The sequence below is a fragment of the Litorilituus sediminis genome (assembly GCF_004295665.1).
GTDB classification, from domain to species: Bacteria; Pseudomonadota; Gammaproteobacteria; order Enterobacterales; family Alteromonadaceae; genus Colwellia; species Colwellia sediminis.
Genome location: NZ_CP034759.1, coordinates 3,585,254 through 3,606,198, shown reverse-complemented (window position 1 = coordinate 3,606,198; position 20,945 = coordinate 3,585,254). Strand labels below are relative to the sequence as shown.

Here is a 20,945-nt window from a genome sequence, read left to right as displayed (position 1 = left end):
TAACGTCCTGTAAATGAAGTAAAAAGTAACGCTTTGATTTATCATAGCAAACATATCAAAGCTCAGGTTAACTAAAATGTTTAAAATTATTGCACAACATGAAGATTTCATTGTCATCGATAAACCAGCTGACATTAACTTTCATGATGAAGGTGAGTTAGGTCAAGGCCTGTGCTCTCAAGTAAAAGCGCAATGTGCTTTAACTGAGCTGTATCCTGTACATAGGTTAGATAAAATGACCTCAGGCCTTATCATCTTTGCCAAAAATAAACACTGTGCCCAACAATTTGGTGAACTCTTTAAGCAACATAAAATAGAAAAGTACTATCTTGCACTTAGCGATAAAAAGCCAAGTAAAAAACAAGGATTAATTAAAGGTGATATGGCGAAAAGCCGCCGAGGCAGCTGGAAGTTATTACGCACCAGCAATAACCCAGCCATTACGCAGTTTTTTTCTTTTAGTATTCAACCGAGTTTACGCTTATTTCTCTTAAAGCCGCATTCAGGGAAAACCCACCAACTACGGGTGGCACTATCAAGCATTGGTGCAAGTATTCTTGGCGACAAGCAATATTCAGGCTCAGCCGCTGACAGAGGTTACCTGCATGCCTATGCATTGCGTTTTATGTTTAATGACCAGCAATTTGACTTTATCTCTGCGCCTGCAGAAGGTGAATTATTCAAGAATGAAAAGCTTAAAGCAATGCTTGCACAAATAAAAAAGCCCTGGCAAGAAAGCTGGCCAAGGCTTAAGTAAGCTAATTAGCTTTTATAGTGAATGCCAAAACACCAAGGCTATTGCCGATGGACATATAAACTTAGTATACCAAGGCCAAACTTTCCAGAAAAAGCTGTGTTCTACCGTATCATGACCTTGTTTAATTTCAGCTAACACTTCACTGCGCTGCCAAATCCAACCAACAAATACACAACACAGCATAGCAATGATAGGCTGACCATATTGCGTAGCTAAAATAGCGATAAAGTCCAACATAAAGCTAATATTGAACACGATAAGTGTACTAAGACAAAATATGCCTATGCCGATATAAGTTGTCGCCTTTTCTCGCGGCAAACCTTTGCGCTCAACAATAAACGAAACCGGCGCTTCTAACATGGAAATTGACGAGGTTAACGCGGCAATAGACATTAAAACAAAAAAGCCAAAAGCAACAAATAAACCAACCATACCCATACCAGAGAACAAAGAAGGTAGTACGGTAAATACAAGGTTTGAGCCGGAAATTAAACTACCATCTTCAGCAAAAATAGCTACACCTTGTGCTTGTGCTACATACATAGCAGGAATAATTAATAAGCCAGCTAGAAAGGCGATAGATACATCAATTAAGGTAACTTGTGCGCCCAAGCTCACTAGGTTTTCTTTCTTAGAAATATAAGAGCCATAAATCACCATAACACTAGTACCTAAAGACAGCGAGAAGAATGCTTGTCCTAAGGCGCTAATCAATAAATCAGGCTCAAATACACGCGAAATATCAGGGTTTAAATAAGCAGCAAAACCTTCCCTTGAGCCATCTAAGGTAAATACGTAAATAATAAGTAGAATAAGCAAACCGATAAGCATAGGCATTAAGCGCTTTGACCACTTTTCGATACCCTGCTCAACACCGCGACGTATAATGAAAATCGTAAGCAGCATAAACAAGGCGGTGAAAATAAAGTTACGCGCTAACGACTGAGTCACTAACCAGTTGGCAGCATCTGTCATGCCCATCAAGCTCATTATCGGCTCAATCGCATAAGACATCATCCAACCAGCAATAATGCCATAAAAGCTTAAAATTAATGCCGCACAAATAATGCCGCCAAAGCCCACTAAAAATGCAAAACGTTTTTGCCAAAGCTTATGTGACATTTTTTGCATTGAGGTTACCGCATTGGCTTGCCCATAACGACCAATTAATAGCTCAGCCATAAAAGCAGGGTAAGCTAAGCAAAATGCTAGCACTAAATACACTAAAACAAAGGCCGCACCACCATTACTGGCAGTTTGCGTTGGAAAGCCCCAAATATTCCCTAAACCAACCGCGGAGCCTGCCGCTGCTAGGATAAAGCCCATGCGCGAGCTAAACCCGCCTCTAGATACACTCATTTAACCTTCTTATCGATATTTGTTAGCGCCAATGCTATTACCTTAAGCAATACCTGCGCTTTATAATTATTAGAATGTCACTAATCTACTGAATAATGCGACAAAAAAACAGCTCTAATCGCGAAAAAACAAAAATGCTCAACCGCTTGTTAAGCAAACCGTTGAGCATTTTTTACAGTTCAGTTTACACCGTTAACTTTCTTAAAAGGAATCGGATCAAAAAAACCCATTGCTAACAAGGTAACAATGGGCTTTTAAAACTAACTTATTGCGCGTTATTTTTATTCAACTTCAGGGCGCATATGCGGGAATAAAATAACGTCTTTAATCGTTGGTGAATCAGTAAATAACATCACTAATCTATCAATACCAATACCTTCACCTGCTGTTGGCGGTAAGCCGTGCTCTAGTGCGCGGATATAGTCATCATCAAAGTGCATGGCTTCATCATCACCGGCATCTTTTTCTTCAACTTGCTTTCTAAAGCGCGCAGCTTGATCTTCAGCATCGTTAAGCTCAGAGAAACCATTTGCTAACTCACGGCCACCAACGAAAAACTCAAAACGGTCAGTTATGAATGGGTTATCATCATTACGACGTGCTAATGGTGATACTTCCCAAGGGTATTCAGTGATAAAAGTTGGTTGAATAAGTAAATGCTCAGCAACTTCTTCAAATATTTCACAAATATATTTACCTGGTCCCCAAACCTTAGCAGCATCACCTTCTTTGACGCCTACCGCTTTTGCCATAGTTTTTAGTGCGTCAAAGTTATTTTCTGGGTCACGAAGTACTGCTTCATCAAGCATATCACCGTGCTTTTCTTTACCATATTTAAGAATGGCATCAACCATAGATAAACGCTCAAATGGCTGACCAAAGTCGTAGAAGATCTCTTCAACTACTTCACCTTCAGCATTTTTAACGGTATTACGAATAGTTGTTGTACCTAACACATCTTGAGCAATAGTACGTAACATATCTTCAGTTAAGTTCATTAAGTCTTTATAGTCAGCGTATGCTTGGTAGAACTCAATCATAGTAAATTCAGGATTATGGCGCGTTGATAAACCTTCGTTTCTGAAGTTACGGTTTATTTCGAAAACACGCTCAAAGCCACCAACCACTAGACGCTTCAAGTAAAGCTCTGGTGCGATTCGTAAATACATGTCGATATCTAACGCATTATGATAAGTCATAAATGGTTTAGCGGTTGCACCACCTGGGATCACTTGTAACATTGGCGTTTCAACTTCAACAAAGTCTTTACTAGTTAAGAAGTTACGAATACCGTTAACGATTTGTGAGCGAATCTTAAAGGTTTTACGCGTGTCTTCGTTGGTGATCAAATCAACATAGCGTTGACGATATTTAGTTTCTTGATCAGATAAGCCGTGGAACTTTTCTGGTAAAGGACGCAGTGATTTAGTTAATAACTGGTACTCATCCATATTGACATATAAATCACCTTTACCTGACTTATGCAAAGTACCTGTAACACCAATAATATCGCCAATATCTAGCAAGCCCCAACGCGCTTTAATATCTTTTTGTACGTTTTTATCCGCATAAGCTTGAATGCGACCCGTCATATCTTGAAGAACCAAGAATGGACCACGTTTCGCCATAACACGACCAGCAACACTGTATTTTTCAGTTTCTGCTTCAAGGGCTTCTTTATCCTTAGCACTATGCGCATCCTGTAAGTCTTGCGCATAATCCTTACGGATAAAATCATTTGGATGACCGTTTGCTGGACAATTTTCACGGATCTTATCTAATTTACCGCGACGCTCAGCAATCAACTTATTTTCATCTTGTGCTATTTGGTTATCTTGAACCTTGTTAGTCATGTTAGTTTCTCTACTCTCACTTAAAACTTTTAAAAATAGTCTTGCAAATTTTATAAGCCAGACTTTAAGCTGGCTTCAATAAACTTATCTAAATCACCGTCTAATACGGCTTGAGTGTTTCTATTCTCAACACCCGTTCTTAAATCTTTAATACGGCTATCATCTAAAACATACGAACGAATTTGACTACCCCAGCCAATATCTGATTTACCGTCTTCTAGCTCTTGCTTACCTTCGTTTTGCTTTTGAATTTCCATTTCATAAAGCTTAGCTTTTAATAGCTTCATTGCCGTTGCACGGTTTTTATGTTGTGAACGATCCGCCTGACAAGCAACCACAGCACCCGTTGGAATATGCGTAATACGAATAGCAGAGTCAGTTTTATTAACGTGCTGACCACCAGCACCTGATGCTCTAAAGGTATCGGTTCTTAAATCAGCTGGATTAATATCAATTTCGATATTGTCATCAATTTCAGGGTAAATAAATGCTGAAGCAAATGAGGTATGGCGACGACCACTTGAGTCAAACGGTGACTTACGTACTAAACGATGCACACCGGTTTCTGTTCTTAACCAACCAAAAGCATATTCACCTGTGTACTTAATGGTACAACCTTTAATACCAGCAACATCACCATCGGTTACTTCAATAACTTCGGTTTTAAAGCCATGCGCTTCACCCCAACGCAAATACATACGCATGAGCATTTCCGCCCAATCTTGCGCTTCGGTACCGCCAGAGCCTGACTGAATATCTAAATAACAGTTGTTAGCATCTTGCTCGCCACTAAACATACGGCGAAACTCAAGTTTTTCCAATACCGCTTCTAACGACTCACCTTCTGCTAAGGCATCATTAAAGGTATCTTGATCTTGTTCTTCTATGGCTAATTCAACTAAGCCTTCAATATCATCACAGCCAGTTTCTAAATCCACAATGGTTTTAACCACTTCTTCTAAACTGCTGCGTTCTTTGCCTAAAGCTTGTGCGCGTTCTGGCTCATTCCAAACGTCAGGTAGTTCTAATTCGCGTGTCACTTCAACTAAACGTTCAGCTTTGACATCATAGTCAAAGATACCCCCGAAGCAGCTCTGCACGTTGGCGAATTTCTTTTACTTTATTCAGAATAGGATTGACTTCAAACATAAGCCTGCAAACATTAACCTTGAAAAATTAGTCGGAAATACTGCTAAATCCGCTGAAAAATAGCAGCCTGACTAGAATACGAAAAAATTAGCGGGCATTGTAGCTTAATTAGGTCAGTAAATAAACGCGACTGTTAGATAAAAGCTAACTAAGATAGCACGAGTATCTAAAGCATAATTTAGTCAGCGACTAACATAAAACTTGATGTAAATTGGCCTCTACACCGCCTGTAAATATTCCACCATTAACTGCACATTACGCTTACCTCTAAACTCATTAATATCAAGACGATAAACAAGCTTCACTTGCTGCGCGCTACTGTTTGGCCATGCGTTAACATCAACATTAAAGGCAATGGCATCAAACACTTGCCCTGACTTTTCCACAACCAGTTTTAAATGTTTCTCACCAACAATACGTTGTTGCACTAATGAAAATACATCATCAAAGAGCGGCTCAACAAAGGCTTGTCCCCAAGGACCTGCGTCACGAATAAGCTGAGCAAAATCTAGCGTCATATCTTGAGCAGCTAATTCGCCATCTGACACTAACACTTGCTGCAAGTCTTCCTCTTTCAAGGTATTAGCAGCAAGTTCAGCAAAAACTTGTTGAAATTGAGTAAAGTGCTTTACCTTAATCGATAAACCTGCTGCCATAGCATGACCACCAAACTTATCGATAAGCTCTGGGTGTAAACTATCAATTCGCTCTAATAAGTCACGAATATGTAAGCCAGGAATTGATCGTGCTGAGCCTTTAATCACTATATCATCATTGCCATCAAGGTTATCATCACTGCCGTTAGCAAAAACAATACTTGGTCTGTGATACTTTTCTTTTAGCCTGCCAGCAACAATACCAATAACCCCTTGATGCCAATCCTGTTGATACAAGGCTATGGCGCTTGGTAAGTTGTCGCTAGAAAAGTTAAGCGACGCCATTACCCGCTCAGCTTCAGCTTGCATGCCTTGTTCAATTTCTCTGCGCGCTTTATTTAAATCATCAAGCTCAGCTGCCATTACCCGAGCACTACTTAAATCACCAGCTAACAAACAATTAATACCATAAGACATATCATCTAAACGGCCTGCGGCATTAATTCGTGGCCCTAAAGCAAAACCAAAATCACTGGCAACTAATTGTTGCTGATTTCGATTTGCGATTTCAATTAAAGCAACAATCCCTGGTCTTGTTTGTCCTGCCCTAATACGGTTAAGCCCTTGCGACACCAAAATTCGGTTATTCACATCTAGCGGCACTACATCAGCAACCGTGCCAAGGGCGACCAAATCAAGCAACTGAGCAATATTCGGCTCAGCTAAAAAGTTTTGTTGAAAGTAATCAGCTTCTCTTAGTGTTTTGCGCAATGCCATCATCAAATAAAAAGCGACACCAACACCCGCTAATGCTTTACTGGCAAACGAGCAACCATGCTGATTCGGGTTAACAATGGCATCGGCATCCGGCGTTTGTTGTCCTGGTAAGTGATGATCAGTAACAATCACTTGCATACCAAGCGCTTTAGCTCGCGCGACGCCAGCAATACAGCTAATACCATTATCAACAGTAATAAGCATTTGTGCCCCTTGACCATGGGCAATATCAACTATCTCTGGCGTTAAACCATAACCATATTCAAAACGGTTAGGCACGATAAAGCTGTGATGATTACTGCCCATCAAGGTTAAAGCTTCCATCATTAATGCGGTACTGGTTGCGCCATCAGCATCAAAGTCACCAACAATAACAATCGCCGCTTTATTCACTAGGGCTTGATGTAATAACACGCACGCTTGTTTTAAGCCTTTAAGACAAGAATCAAGCTCTTTAACGCCCAGCAGATTGGCAACAACTAACTCAAGTTCGACATCTGAGCGAACACCACGGGTGGCATAAATTTGTTTGATTACTGGATGCAAATGAGCGGGTAAATGCTCATCACTTACCCGCTCACGTCGAATGATTTGTTTATTCATTAAGTAAAATTAACTAAAAATCGATTAACTTATAATTTTTTTAACACTTCAGCTAGCTGTGCTGGTGGTTGATAACCCGGTAGCATCATGCCATTTTCAAGGATAATTGCCGGTGTACCAGACACGCCTACTTGACGACCAAAGTTAAATTGCTCTTCAATTGGCGCATCACAAATTCTATCAGCCACGGCGCCGCCATTTTTCGCCTTAGTCATCGCAGTCGCCGCTTCTTCATTACACCAAATAGAACGTAAATCTCTAAAACCTTGCGTTGGGTTACCTAAACGATCACTAATACCTGCTCTTGGATATGCAAGGTAGCGAAAGGTTATGCCCATAGCATTATATTCATCCATTTGTGCGTGCATTTTACGACAATAACCACAAGTGATATCGGTAAATACCGTCACAACATGCTTTTCATCTTTTGCTTTATACTCAATAACGCTATCGCTAAATTTTTCTAATCCAGATAAACGAACCTTAGCTAAGCTTTGTTCTGATAAATCAGTGACTGTGCCGCCTAGTTTATAAACCTTACCTTGAATAAAAAACTCACCATTGTTACTGGCATAAAATAAGCCTTGATTAGTGATCAGCATGGCAATACCCGGAACCGGTGTCGGCTCCACTTTGATTACCTCTAAACCTAACATGCGTTGAATCTTTTCTTTTAATGCACTAGGGTTTAGCTCAGTCACATCAGCATCAACTTGCGCAATTGCAGCAGGCACATTAGCACTATCATTTGCTAACACAGCATTACTCATTGAGATACTCGTTAAGCCTGCCAATAAAACAAATGCTGCTTTATTTGCAACACGACCAATAAAATTCTTTCGCATAATAATTTCCAGAAGATAAAAATAATGTCACGGAAAATTTAGTGACACTCTACTAATGAGACCGACAATTAGTTAGGGAAATTACAGCTATCACTAAGATAATGCAATTTATTTGTGATAATTGCCCAATAATTGCGTTAAAGCGCAAACAAAGCAGTAAAGTTCTGCTAAAATCGCCAGCAAATTTTTCATCCTGAGTATTATTAATGAAAATTGGATTATTCTACGGCTCGACCACCTGTTACACCGAAATCGTGGCAGAAAAGATTCAAGCAGTGATAGGCAGTGATATTGTCGATATTATTAACATTAAAGATAAGCCGTTAGCTGATAGCTTAGAATATGATTTTATCATTTATGGTATTTCTACTTGGGACTATGGTGAGTTACAAGAAGATTGGGAGTCTATCTGGCAAGACATCAGCCAACTTGATTTAACAGATAAAGTCGTCGCCTTATATGGCATGGGCGATCAAATTGGTTATACCGATTGGTTTCAAGATGCGCTTGGCATGCTTCATGATGAAGTACAAGCACGAGGCGCGCATTTAATTGGTTATTGGCCAAATCAAGGTTATGAATTTGCCGCATCAAAAGCACTCACTCAAGATAATAGCCAATTTGTCGGCTTAGCCCTAGATGAAGACAACCAATATAAATTAACGGATGAACGTATTAATGCCTGGTGCGAACAAATTTTAATAGAATATAGTGAAAGTCCATAACGAAACACTAAAACAGTGGAAACTTGCGAAAGTTTCCACAAAGTTTTAGTAAATCACCTAACAAGGCACTATAATCAGGCCATCTTTTTCAATCGTATTATTTTAGTGAAATATCCCTTATGTTTGAGCAGTTCGAACTTGATTCTGAGTTACTAGCCAGTATCAAAAAAATTGGCTATAAAAAGCCGACCTCTATTCAAGAGTTGGTTATCCCTGAAGCCATGACAGGTAAAGATGTTTTAGCTTCTGCGCCAACTGGCACAGGTAAAACAGCGTCATTTTTATTACCTGCCGCTCAGCATTTATTAGACTACCCTCGCAATAAACCTGGCTTTCCACGTGTGTTAATACTTACACCAACGAGAGAGCTGGCACTACAAATTGGTGAAGACAGCGAGAAACTCACCGAGCTTTGTAATGTAAAAACAGGGGTGATTACCGGTGGTGTTAATTATGGTAGCCATAATGACATCTTAAACAGTACTACGGATATTCTTGTCGCAACCCCTGGGCGTTTGCTTGAATATATTGAAAATGAACAGTTTGATACCCGCGATATTGAAATTCTGATCCTTGATGAAGCAGATCGCATGCTAGACATGGGCTTTAGAGAAACAATCAATCGCATTGTTGCTGAGTCGCGCTGGCGTAAACAAACCATGTTGTTTTCAGCTACCTTAGAAGGTGCTGGTGTATTAAAGTTTGCTAAAGAAGTACTATCAGAGCCAGTATTTTTAGAGTCAAACCCATCGCGTAAAGAAAAAGCGGTTATTCATCAGTGGATGCATTTAGCTGATAACGCTCAGCACAAATTACAATTATTACTGAATATTTTAAAGCAAGAGCAAGTAAAGCGTGCTGTGGTTTTCGCTAACAAGCGAGAAACCGTTCAGTTCTTATCTGGCAAGTTATATGGTGATGAAATCCCTTGCGTATGGCTAGAAGGAAAAATGCCGCAAGATAAGCGCAATAAAGCCGTTGAAAGAGTCAAAAGTGGCGAAATTAGCGTATTAGTTGCCACCGATGTCGCCGCACGTGGTTTAGATATTGATGATATTACCCATGTTATTAACTTTGATATGCCACGTAAAGCAGACATTTACTTACACCGCATTGGCAGAACAGGTCGTGCTGGTAACAAAGGTACTGCTATTTCATTAGTTGAAGCTCACGATATGCCGGTCATAGGTAAAATTGAGCGCTACATGAAAGAACGTTTGCAAAGACGTGTTATTGAAGAGCTTAGACCAAAAAATAAAGAAGCACGTGTGGCCAATAAAAAGGCTAAAGTTAAATTAACGCCGGCGCAGAAAAAGGCTAAAGCGAAAAAGCAAGCCAAGAAAAAGCTGAAAAAAGCCAAACAAGCGAAGAAGGCCTAAGCTTAGTTACTATGTTGGCATCATAATAACGGTACTAAATTAGTTAAATTAGCTTACCCGTAAGCGTTTAATAAAAAATAGGCGACAAAGCTTATTGTTAATAATGGCTGAACATTTTATTATCGTCAGCCATTAGTCATTTATATTGAGAACTTACCATGAAAAAAGCGATGTTAGCCCTGCTATCAACCATTATTCTAAGCGCATGTTCGCCCGCCATTGGCAGTGATGAATGGTGTGAGCAGATGAAAGAAAAACCTAAAGGTGACTGGACAGCCACTGAATCTAAAGATTTTGCTAAACACTGCATTTTCTAAGACATAATAGCAATTGAATACTATAACTATTGCGCTGGGCAAGGGTTATAGTATTCATTTTTTGATAATTCAATCGCTTCAGCTATTAATAATTGTTGTGCTTTCTGCTCGCCATAGTTAACCGCATTTGCCAGCCAATGATTAAATAATTTCTCATCATAGAACTTTAATATTTCAGCCTGCCATACCTGATCTGAACCAGATAAGGTTAACATGTTGTTTTTGCGTTGCTCCAAAAGCGCTTTTTCAGTGTTTTGTTCCTTTTCTTCAAACTGTTGCAACTGAAAATTAATACCGATTAAGTTTACCAATGCGTTGCTGCCTTGCGACTCTAAAACAGTGCCAACATCAAAACACAGTTGTCCATCAGGATCGACATTGGCTAGTTTTCCCTGACAGTACTGAGCAACATGACTCAGCCAAAGTGACTCTGCCGCTAAATGACCCGTTGCGATAAGCGCACGCTCTTGAAAGCTCATGCTATCCGCCCCCTTTGCTATTTGCATAAAAAGCTGTACTTTGTCGTAAATATAGTCATGAAAAGCAATACTGCTGACGACCTGATTTAGTGCTTGCTCACCGTTTTCAATATCCCCTATCGATAAATAGTAATTCGCTAAGGTTAGCCACAAAGCACCATTATCTTTATCTGCTGTGGCTGCTTGGCTTAAGATATCAGCCTGACAATTAACCTCACCTGACGAGCAGAAACCAATCAATCCCATCATTACATAGGGCTGACCAGGAAACTCATCATTGTAAGCTAATAGCGCATCATAGCGAGCTGAGATATCTTCGTGCTGTTGAAATAAGGTATGAATTAAACGCTGTTCTTGATTATTAGATTGCGCCAGCTCAGATAAAAAATACACTAATTTTTTCTCATCAATATCAGCATTCTCTAGAGGCGAATCTGAGCAGTTATAAATATAGGGTTCAATACGCTCATCAGTAGTAGCATCGGTTTTATCTTCAACGGGCAGTACTGATTTTATGACTGGTGCAGCCTGAAGTTCACTTTTGCTCAAATGACTGACTTCTGTAATGCTCTCTTTCGGCAAGGCAAGCTGCAAAATAGCACTGTTATCTTGCTGATCAGTATCAATAGGCTGTAACCAAATAAATAGACCTACACCTAAACAAATTATCACTAAGCTCAATATCACTTTCTTCATTCGGTTCTTCCCTGCTGCAACTAGCTGACACTAACTTTATTAAAATCAATTTATACAATATACCCAAATTTCAGTCCTTGCTATTAATCAAGTAAAAAGCACAAAAAAAGCCGGTGATAAATCACCAGCTTTTCTCTGTTAATTGTAAGAGGCTGCCTAAAAGGTTTCTACTGCTGAAACCTTTAAGACTTAGCCAAATAACTTACCGAGCTTTTTCTTCAATTTATCTTTCGCTTTATCTTCTAATTTCTCTTGCTGCTGCTTAACCACATCAGAATTTTGTAATTGTTCAAGCACATTGTCGGTATCAGTTAATAAGGCTTCAAAATCAACTAGTTCAGCGGCTTGTGCATCATTTGATGTGATTGATTGCGACACCTTCTCATTTAATCCTGCATTAATACTGCCTTTAAACTCAGTTAATTTATTGGCAACCTGCTGCTTAAAAGCACCTGATAAGGCTTTATCTAAACTTGAAGAGACACTTAGCTCAGGCTCTGTCACTGGCCCCATAGCTGTTAAAGCAAACTCTAAAACATCAAGTGACTTAATAGTATCGAGCACTATATTAGTAAACTTAGTGCTGGCCTCGCCTGAATATTGCGCCTGAGCAAGCGCTAGCTTGGCACTTGCACCGAGTTGGCTATCCACTAAACTGTAATCACCACTACCGCTTAGCATGCCCTTATTTAAGGTGATCGCCAACGCCTTACTTTGGCTAATTTCACTGTCTTTCACAGTAAAGTCATTCACTTGCCAGTTACCTTTACTAGTAAATTGACCACTTTTCGCCACGCTAAACTGGCTACTTGCTGCCACTTGCCCTTTAACCGCTGAGCTTATATCGATACGACTAGGTAAATTTCTATACCAATGCTGGTGAGTAATTTCGTTAGCTTGAATACTAAACTCGCCCTGCGGTAAATTGACTTTAATGTGAGCGCGCTTTAACAAAAATGAGGGTAGTGGCGTTTCATCCTCAAAGTAGACGAAGCGACCTGTTGCTTTAGACTTCTCAGCAATGACTTCTTCATTGGTTGAATCACCGGATATCATAGGCTCAATTAACGGGTAAATGCTATTAAACTTTTCAATATAATCTCGTGCTTGCTCACCAAATAAAATATGGGCGAAATCTTCAGCGCCAATATTATCTAGCTGATATTTTTGCTCTATTTCCTGCCAATCTTTCGCTGGTGCTGCTTTTAAGTCATTTAATTGCTGAGTAATTTTACTTTTACTCGCCAACAATGTTTCTTTGGCTTTATCAACAACCGCTTTATCTTTGGCAAACTTAGCTTTAATCTTGTCAAAGTCAGCTTTAACTTTCTGCAAATCTTCTAGTGATTTAACCTTAACTTTGCCTAATGCTTTAACTTCAGCTTGATACTGCTTTAACGATTCTTTACTGGGTAAGTCAGCTTTTAATGCTTTTAGCTTTTGTTGCTCTTCCTTATAGGTAACTTGTAAAGCTTGAGCACTTTTCACCGTATGTAAGTTGCTATTTTCAAGCAAGGTTTTACTATCAGGTAGCTGTAAATCAAATTCAGGTAAAAGCGACTTTAACGAGTCTTCTTGCTCCTTTTCAGCATCGACTTGCTGATATACTTTACCTGGTTTTGTCCTAAGCTCGGCAAAAGATAAATCAACCACATCTAACTGCTCTACTATAATTTTACCAAAGAGGTATTGCCAAACATCAACCGAGGCTGTCGCCTTACTAAAAGCAAAAACATTATGGCTCGGCTGAGTTTTATCGGTTACTTGCATTTCATTAATAGTAATTGCTAGCGGTATAAAATTAACATCAACATCGGCAATATTAACTTCAGCACCAAAGGCTTGCTCACTACCCTTAACCAATGCCGACTTTGCCAGACTTCCTGCAAACACATAAACAAAAGCGGCTATTAATGCGATAATAGCAACAAAGCCAATTAAGCCCTGCCAGCGAATAAAACGGCTCATAACCCAGCTCCAATACTATTGTTATTACCAGATAAACTTAAATAAAGGCGATAAAATTTAGATGCCTTAAGCGCCTGTACCACACGAAATTTTTCAAAAAAGGCTTTGATATGTACGCGATATTTTTCAATCAAGGCTTTAGCAATAAAGTACACAGGTACAGCAAAGATAACACCTAACACAAGAGCACCTAAAGTATAGGTATGGTGCCAATGCGCCAACTTAAATAAACCAATTTGATACAAGCTAGAAAACACACCTTGCAGTGAATCATGAGTAAGCAAATACTCACCAAGATTAACAATGAGAGGAGAAATTAAATAACTGACGCCCGAGAAAAAGCCAGCGGCTAAAATAAAGCTACCAAGATGTACTCGAATAAGCAGAACAATAAAAAGAATTACAACATTTTGCAGGGTAAATAATGGTGCTAAAGCAAAGACAAAGCCAAAGGCAATAGCCAGTGCAATTTGCCGCACGGAACTATCGCTATTAAGCGCATGAAATAATTTAGCCAACAAGGTTAACATATCCTCTCCTTTTGAAATGCGAGACAGTCATTTAAGTATAGTGGAAGATCACTAGGATTCTTTACGGGTAAAAACCCAATCATTGCCTTTCGATAAGCTCTCGTTAAATTCATAACCAGCAACATCAAAACCTTTTAATTGCTCGGCATCAGTAATTTGATTTTGAATCGCGTAACGCGCCATTAAGCCACGTGCTTTTTTAGCATAAAAACTGATCATCTTATATTGACCGTTTTTCCAATCTTTAAACGCTGGTGTAATAATATCTGCCTTTAATGACTTTTTCTTTACTGATTTAAAATATTCCGTCGACGCTAAATTTACCAATGTCGTATCCCCCGTCTCTGCAAGGGTTTTATTTAGCTCATTGGTAATAATATCGCCCCAAAATTGATACAAGTTTTCACCACGACAATTCTTAAGTTTAGTACCCATTTCTAATCGATAAGCTTGCATCAAATCTAAAGGTCTTAGTAGGCCATATAACCCTGACAGAATACGCAAGTGCTGCTGAGCAAAATCAAAGTCTTGTTCAGAAAAGCTCGCCGCATCAAGGCCAGCATAAACATCACCATTAAAGCTAAGCACTGCTTGTCTCGCATTATCAGGGGTAAAAGGTAATGACCACTGACCAAATCGCGCTGCATTTAATCCAGCTAATTTATCACTTAATTTCATTAGCGTCGCAATTTCATCTGGTGATAACTTAACACAATCATTAATTAACAGCTGACTTTGCTCAAGTAAACTTGCTTGAGTGAATTTATCTGTAGCTAACGGTGATTCATAATCTAATTTTTTTGCAGGAGAAACAACAAGTAACATAAGAGCTCTTTAGTATAAATAACGTGGCAAATGCCTTAAATTTCAGGGGTATGACAACTATAACATAAGCCTAGTGCATGGGAATAGTTATCCTACTTGTCAATAAACAAGCACCTTAATTTAGTAAAACTTGTAATTTTGTCATTTTTTTTACATAAATAGACAATAAAGTGCCTTTTACAAGGTACATTTAGTAATTTTTGTTGTAATATTTCAACAGCTACATTCATATAATGGCAAATCGCCCATTTAAAGACATTTTCCAGAGATAAAATAAGGTATCGTCATGACAAACCCATCTTCACAACTTACCCAGTTAAAACAAATGACTACAGTTGTCGCCGACACAGGTGATATTGAAGCTATCGCAAAATTCCAACCACAAGACGCTACCACTAACCCTTCTTTGGTACTTAAAGCTGCTGGCTTAAGCAACTATCAGCCATTATTAAATCAAGCTGTTGCTTGGGCAAAAGAGCAATCAAATGATAGCGAGCAGCAAGTTATCGATGCAGCAGACAAGCTTTCAGTATTAATTGGTTTAGAAATTCTAAAGATTATTCCTGGTCGTATTTCAACCGAAGTTGATGCCAGACTTTCTTTTGATAGCCAAGCGTCAATCGACAAAGCACATAAGCTAATGGCCATGTATAACGAAGCTGGCATTAGCAATGATAGAATTTTAATTAAACTTGCTTCAACATGGGAAGGTATTAAAGCCGCTGAACAGCTTGAAAAGCAAGGTATTAACTGTAATTTAACCTTGCTATTTAGTTTTGCTCAAGCGAGAGCGTGTGCAGAAGCTGGCGCTTACCTTATCTCACCTTTTGTTGGTCGTATTCTCGATTGGTACAAAAAAGATACAGGTAAAACCGACTACGCGAGCAATGAAGATCCTGGTGTTATTTCAGTAACCAATATCTATAACTACTATAAATCACAGGGCTACAATACAGTAGTAATGGGAGCTAGCTTTAGAAACACAGGAGAAATCCTTGAATTAGCAGGCTGTGACCGTTTAACTATTAGCCCACAGTTAATGGATGAATTAGATAATAACACAGCGCCAGTTGTAGAAAAATTGACTGCTGGCGACGCCGCACCAAGCAATGAAACGCCGCTTTCACAAGCTGAATTCCGCTGGCAAATGAACCAAGATGCCATGGCAACAGAAAAGTTAGCCGAAGGTATTCGTAACTTCACTATTGACCAAGAAAAACTAGAAGCACAGTTAAAGGAAATGCTCTAAGCACTTTAATAAACCTAGTTTCCGGCTAATTGCACAGCAACTTTAGTCTAAATAAAACGCATATTTTCTAAAAAATATGCGTTTTTTCGTTTTAAAGCGTAAAAAAGTGTGATATTAAATTGTATTAAGTCAGTACGTACTTCGAACCAAAGAAGTCTATTTGACTGACTATTACTACAGTTGTTTTTATTTTTTAGGAAATAAGGGGCGCTTTATGGACAATAGTAATCAAATATTAGAGTCAGTTACTCAACCAGTAAACAATCGCACAGCACCAACAAAAAAAAGAAAATGGCGTGAGATTGAGTCACTAAGAGATAAGTTTCAACTAGAGAAGGAACTAAGGATATACGACGATTCCTTAGAATATATGTTAGATGAGTTTTAATCATCCATCATAAAGACAAAAACCCAGTATTCACACTGGGTTTTTTAATGCCTAAATAAGCTAGAAAAAGTCAGCTGCCTTTTAATTGCCACTTTAATCGATTGACATTATTCAAACACCCGTTTAACTTTGTCTGATATTTTACTTATTTGTCTAGCTCAATGACACAAACCACAGTTAATTTCGTTCATGCTAACGGCTTTCCCGCAGGAAGTTATCAAACCCTTTTCAACTATTTTCCTGATAACATTAATGTTATTGCGCTGGACAAGTATGGGCACGACCCTAAATACCCTATTAAAAATAATTGGCAACCACTTGTTGAACAGCTGATTAACTTTGTTGAGCAAGAGCATAACTTTGCCGAGCCTGTTGTTGCTGTTGGTCACTCTTTTGGCGGGGTATTATCTTTTATTGCCGCATGCCAACGGCCTGACTTATTTAAAGGCTTGATCATGATAGATCCGCCAGTATTTACCGGCTCTGTAGCCATGATAGCGCGCCTGATTAAGAAAACACCGCTAATTGATAAGTTCAGCCCCGCAGGAAGAGCGAAAAAGCGTCGAAGCCATTGGCCTATTGGCAGTAATGTCGCTGAGCTTTTTTCCAGAAGAAGCTTGTTTAAAAATTTTGATGCTCGCTGTCTAAATGACTATGTAAAGCACGGTATCGTGAAGCGAAATGATCAATTAGAGCTCGCCTTTAGCGCAAAAGTAGAAGCGAATATTTTTAGGGATTTACCCACTAACTTAAGCTCATATAAAAATAAGCTAACCGTACCAGCCAAGCTTATTTACGCGGAGCAAACCGATGTTTGTCCTATTCATTATTTTAAGAAGTTTGTTAAGTTAAATAAGACCATGCACTTAGCAAGTGTACCTGGGGGTCATATGTTCCCACTAGAAAGGCCAGAAGAAACCGCACAATTGATTATGGAGACAATTAAAGAGTTTTCTTAAGGTGTAAATTACCGAGCAAAATCACAAGCATAAAAAACGCAGCTAACGCTGCGTTTTTATTAATTACTTTTATCAAAATAAAATAATGATGAATACTGTAGCTATATAGTAATAATACAAGGCATTTGCACGGAGTTGACGTAAGTCAATGAGTACAAATAACGACGTAGTATTCGCTATATAGCAAACGTATTGATTATTATTGGCCTTTAATTTCAGAAAGACCATTATATACAGCTTTATCACCTAAGAACTCTTCAATACGTAATAATTGATTGTACTTAGATACACGGTCAGAGCGACATAAAGAACCTGTCTTAATTTGACCCGCTGCGGTACCTACGGCTAAATCAGCAATAGTCGCATCTTCAGTTTCACCACTACGATGTGAAATAACGGCAGTATAACCTGCATCTTTAGCCATTTTAATTGCTGCTAAAGTTTCAGTTAGTGAACCAATTTGGTTGAATTTAATTAAGATAGAGTTAGCAATACCTTTCTCAATACCTTCTTTTAAGATCTTAGTGTTAGTTACAAATAAGTCATCACCAACAATTTGTACCTTGTCACCTAAAAGTTCAGTTTGGTATTTAAAACCATCCCAATCTGACTCGTCTAAACCATCTTCAATTGACACGATTGGGTATTCTTTACATAACTCGCCTAAGAAGTCAGAGAACTCATTTGAGCTAAACTGCTTGCCTTCACCCTTAAGGTCGTAAATACCTTTTTCGCTATCGAAAAACTCAGAGGCAGCACAGTCCATCGCTAAAGTAATATCTGTACCTAATTCATAACCTGCAGCAGCAATCGCTTCTTTAATTACCGCTAATGCATCAGCATTAGATGCTAAGTCAGGAGCAAAACCACCTTCATCACCCACGGCTGTGTTTAAACCTTTGCTTGAAAGTACTTTCTTTAATGCGTGGAATACTTCGGCACCAACACGTAATGCTTCAGAAAAGCTTTTCACACCAACTGGCTGAATCATGAATTCTTGAATATCAACATTGTTATCAGCGTGCTCACCACCGTTTAAAATGTTCATCATAGGTACTGGTAAGCTGTAAACGCCCGGCGTGCCATTTAAATCAGCAATATGTTCAAATAACTGCACGCCTTTATCAGCTGCCGCAGCTTTTGCTACCGCTAAAGACACAGCTAAGATAGCATTAGCACCAAAGTTTTCTTTGTTATCAGTGCCATCTAAGTCAATCATTAACTTATCAATTTGTGCTTGCTCTAACGCATTTTGACCAACTAAAGCTGGTGCAATTGAGTCTTTAACGGCGGCAACAGCGTTCAAAACACCTTTACCTAAATAACGTGCTTTATCACCGTCACGTAACTCTAATGCTTCACGAGAGCCTGTTGACGCACCAGATGGCGCAGCAGCACGACCCCAAGCACCTGACTCTAAATAAACATCAACTTCAACAGTTGGGTTACCACGAGAGTCCATAATTTCACGCGCAAGAATTTTACTAATCTTTGACATTGTTTTTCCTAAGTCCTACTTAATATGACGCTAATTAAATAAACCAGCGATAAAAATAATTTAATTAAAAGTAAAAACCGCAGCACTTGCTACGGTTTCAACAACACTAATCGGTTAGCTTGATTGCTGTTTTTGCAGCTCGAAGCTAGCAGCAATAAAGCTTTCAAATAATGGGTGGCCATCACGAGGTGTTGAATTAAATTCAGGGTGGAATTGACCCGCTACAAACCATGGGTGATCAGCCACTTCAATCATCTCAACTAACTTCTTATCAGAAGATAAACCAGAGAACACTAAGCCCGCTTTGCTTAATTGCTCACGGTAGTTATTATTTACCTCAAAACGATGACGGTGTCTTTCATTAATGGTTTCACTACCATATACGTCGCACGCTTTGGTACCTTTCACTAAGTGACACAATTGTGAACCTAAACGCATTGTACCGCCTAAGTCAGAATGCTCACTGCGGTATTCAACTTGGCCTTCTTCATCTAACCATTCACTGATTAAACCAATCACAGGATGTGGTGTTTCGGTATTAAACTCAGTACTGTGCGCATCTGTTAAACCGGCAACATTACGTGCGTACTCAATCAACGCTACTTGCATACCTAAACAAATACCTAAATAAGGTACTTTGTTTTCACGTGCATACTGAGCTGCTAAAATCTTCCCTTCAACACCACGTTCACCGAAACCACCTGGTACTAAAATAGCGTCTAACTCTTTAAGAATTTCTACACCTTTTACTTCAACATCTTGCGAGTCAACATACTTGATGTTTACGGTAACTTGGTTTTTCAACCCAGCGTGCTTAAGGGCTTCATTCACTGACTTATAGGCATCGGGTAGCTCAATATACTTACCTATCATACCCACAGTCAGCTCACCTTTAGGGTTTGCTTCTTGATAAAGTACTTGTTCCCATTCACTTAAATCAGCTTCTGGTACATCTAGGCCAAAACGGTTAACCACTAAGTCATCAGCACCTTGTGATTTTAATAACGCCGGGATTTTGTAGATACTGTCGACATCACGCATAGAAACAACAGCTTTCTCTTCTACGTTGGTAAACAAGGCGATTTTTGCTCTTTCTGTATTAGGAATAGCACGATCAGAACGACACACCAACATATCTGGCAAAATACCAATAGAGCGTAAATCTTTTACAGAATGTTGAGTTGGCTTAGTTTTAATTTCACCTGATGCGGCTAAGTAAGGTACAAGAGTTAAGTGCATAAACATAGCACGCTCACGACCTACTTCTGTCGCTAATTGACGGATAGCTTCTAGGAAAGGTTGTGATTCAATATCACCTACAGTGCCGCCCACCTCAACCATAGCGATATCATAACCTTCCGCACCTTCAACAACGCGACGCTTAATATCATTAGTAATATGAGGAATAACTTGTAAGGTAGCCCCTAGGAATTCACCTTTACGTTCACGCGCTAGAATATCTTGATAAATTCGACCCGTAGTAAAGTTATTGCCTTTAGTCATCTTGGTACGAATAAATCTTTCATAGTGACCTAAATCAAGATCAGTTTCGGCACCATCTTCAGTAACAAATACTTCACCATGCTGAATTGGACTCATGGTACCAGGATCAACATTAATATAAGGATCAAGTTTTAGCATGGTTACCTTTAAACCACGCGCTTCAAGAATCGCGGCTAAAGACGCTGCAGCAATACCTTTACCAAGAGACGATACAACACCGCCAGTTACAAAAATATATCTAGTTGTCATGTGCTACCCAGAAGTCAGGAAAAACAGAAATTTTGCGCTTACTCGAGATACATTCAACGCACTAAAAATGAAATTTAGCATGAGTGAAATCGAATCAGCAGGACGGGAACGCATTATACTCAAAATCCATGCCAACGACAATAACAACCCATGACAAATAATAGTGCAAAATTTCCAGAAAAATAAAAATTTATTTCCTAAATACTTTCATCTATTAAAATTAGCGTTATCATGATGCTCT

At 39.1% G+C, this 20,945-nt stretch carries 18 protein-coding genes; 7 read left to right on the top strand and 11 right to left on the bottom strand.

The features are described 5' to 3' along the window. The first annotated feature begins 76 nt into the window (after positions 1–76). Positions 77–757, top strand: a complete 681-nt coding sequence (locus EMK97_RS16010) for a TIGR01621 family pseudouridine synthase (RefSeq protein WP_130603794.1) — start codon at positions 77–79, stop codon at positions 755–757. A gap of 12 nt (positions 758–769) precedes the next feature. Here the strand turns inward: EMK97_RS16010 and EMK97_RS16005 are convergent, their stop codons facing one another. The 5 genes from EMK97_RS16005 to dsbC all read right to left on the bottom strand — a co-directional run bounded on the left by EMK97_RS16005 (position 770) and on the right by dsbC (position 7,939). Next, complete coding sequence (locus EMK97_RS16005) at positions 770–2,116, bottom strand: sodium-dependent transporter (protein ID WP_130603793.1); 1,347 nt, start codon at positions 2,114–2,116, stop codon at positions 770–772. Positions 2,117–2,397: 281 nt separating this feature from the next. Next, positions 2,398–3,969, bottom strand: a complete 1,572-nt coding sequence (gene lysS, locus EMK97_RS16000) for a lysine--tRNA ligase (RefSeq protein WP_130603792.1) — start codon at positions 3,967–3,969, stop codon at positions 2,398–2,400. Positions 3,970–4,019: 50 nt separating this feature from the next. Next, a protein-coding gene (gene prfB / locus EMK97_RS15995) for a peptide chain release factor 2 (RefSeq protein ID WP_170176786.1) occupies positions 4,020–5,118 on the bottom strand; the annotation gives its coding sequence in 2 pieces (ribosomal slippage) (positions 4,020–5,042 and positions 5,044–5,118; 1,098 coding nt in all). Positions 5,119–5,336: 218 nt separating this feature from the next. Continuing rightward, positions 5,337–7,094, bottom strand: a complete 1,758-nt coding sequence (gene recJ, locus EMK97_RS15990) for a single-stranded-DNA-specific exonuclease RecJ (protein WP_130603790.1) — start codon at positions 7,092–7,094, stop codon at positions 5,337–5,339. Positions 7,095–7,123: 29 nt separating this feature from the next. Beyond that, positions 7,124–7,939: a bifunctional protein-disulfide isomerase/oxidoreductase DsbC gene (gene dsbC, locus EMK97_RS15985; protein WP_246028814.1), complete on the bottom strand. Its 816-nt coding sequence runs from the start codon at positions 7,937–7,939 to the stop codon at positions 7,124–7,126. A gap of 206 nt (positions 7,940–8,145) precedes the next feature. On the opposite strand from dsbC, the gene fldB reads away from it, so the two are divergent. From fldB to EMK97_RS15970, 3 genes are all read left to right on the top strand, one after another. Then, on the top strand, positions 8,146–8,664 hold the full coding sequence (fldB, locus tag EMK97_RS15980) for a flavodoxin FldB (protein WP_130603789.1): 519 nt from the start codon (positions 8,146–8,148) through the stop codon (positions 8,662–8,664). 119 nt (positions 8,665–8,783) lie between these two features. Continuing rightward, positions 8,784–10,043: an ATP-dependent RNA helicase SrmB gene (gene srmB / locus EMK97_RS15975; RefSeq protein ID WP_130603788.1), complete on the top strand. Its 1,260-nt coding sequence runs from the start codon at positions 8,784–8,786 to the stop codon at positions 10,041–10,043. Positions 10,044–10,201: 158 nt separating this feature from the next. Then, entirely contained in the window at positions 10,202–10,360 is a 159-nt protein-coding gene (locus EMK97_RS15970; protein ID WP_130603787.1) for a DUF3012 domain-containing protein, read from the top strand. Between the two features lie 26 nt (positions 10,361–10,386). Here the strand turns inward: EMK97_RS15970 and EMK97_RS15965 are convergent, their stop codons facing one another. From EMK97_RS15965 to yaaA, 4 genes are all read right to left on the bottom strand, one after another. Beyond that, positions 10,387–11,535: a hypothetical protein gene (locus EMK97_RS15965; protein WP_130603786.1), complete on the bottom strand. Its 1,149-nt coding sequence runs from the start codon at positions 11,533–11,535 to the stop codon at positions 10,387–10,389. A gap of 189 nt (positions 11,536–11,724) precedes the next feature. Then, positions 11,725–13,503 (bottom strand): TIGR03545 family protein, encoded by a 1,779-nt coding sequence (locus EMK97_RS15960; protein ID WP_130603785.1) that lies wholly within the window; start codon positions 13,501–13,503, stop codon positions 11,725–11,727. Further along, entirely contained in the window at positions 13,500–14,033 is a 534-nt protein-coding gene (locus EMK97_RS15955) for a TIGR03546 family protein (RefSeq protein WP_130603784.1), read from the bottom strand. Before EMK97_RS15955 ends, EMK97_RS15960 begins: the two co-directional genes overlap by 4 nt. 51 nt (positions 14,034–14,084) lie before the next feature. Continuing rightward, positions 14,085–14,858 (bottom strand): peroxide stress protein YaaA, encoded by a 774-nt coding sequence (yaaA, locus tag EMK97_RS15950; protein ID WP_130603783.1) that lies wholly within the window; start codon positions 14,856–14,858, stop codon positions 14,085–14,087. A 286-nt stretch (positions 14,859–15,144) separates the two neighbouring features. On the opposite strand from yaaA, the gene tal reads away from it, so the two are divergent. The 3 genes from tal (at position 15,145) to EMK97_RS15935 (ending at position 17,454) form a co-directional block, all read left to right on the top strand. Continuing rightward, the gene (gene tal, locus EMK97_RS15945) at positions 15,145–16,107 is read left to right on the top strand and encodes a transaldolase (protein WP_130603782.1); all 963 of its coding nucleotides are present in this window, start codon (positions 15,145–15,147) and stop codon (positions 16,105–16,107) included. A 214-nt stretch (positions 16,108–16,321) separates the two neighbouring features. Further along, positions 16,322–16,495, top strand: coding sequence for a DUF3545 family protein (locus EMK97_RS15940; protein ID WP_130603781.1), 174 nt, complete (start codon positions 16,322–16,324; stop codon positions 16,493–16,495). A gap of 161 nt (positions 16,496–16,656) precedes the next feature. Next, positions 16,657–17,454, top strand: a complete 798-nt coding sequence (locus tag EMK97_RS15935) for an alpha/beta fold hydrolase (protein WP_130603780.1) — start codon at positions 16,657–16,659, stop codon at positions 17,452–17,454. A 199-nt stretch (positions 17,455–17,653) separates the two neighbouring features. On the opposite strand, the gene eno is transcribed toward EMK97_RS15935, so the two are convergent. Further along, positions 17,654–18,952, bottom strand: coding sequence for a phosphopyruvate hydratase (gene eno, locus EMK97_RS15930; RefSeq protein ID WP_130603779.1), 1,299 nt, complete (start codon positions 18,950–18,952; stop codon positions 17,654–17,656). 114 nt (positions 18,953–19,066) lie between these two features. Next, a complete protein-coding gene (locus EMK97_RS15925) occupies positions 19,067–20,704 on the bottom strand; it encodes a CTP synthase (RefSeq protein ID WP_130603778.1) in 1,638 nt (545 codons plus the stop codon). Positions 20,705–20,945: the final 241 nt, after the last annotated feature.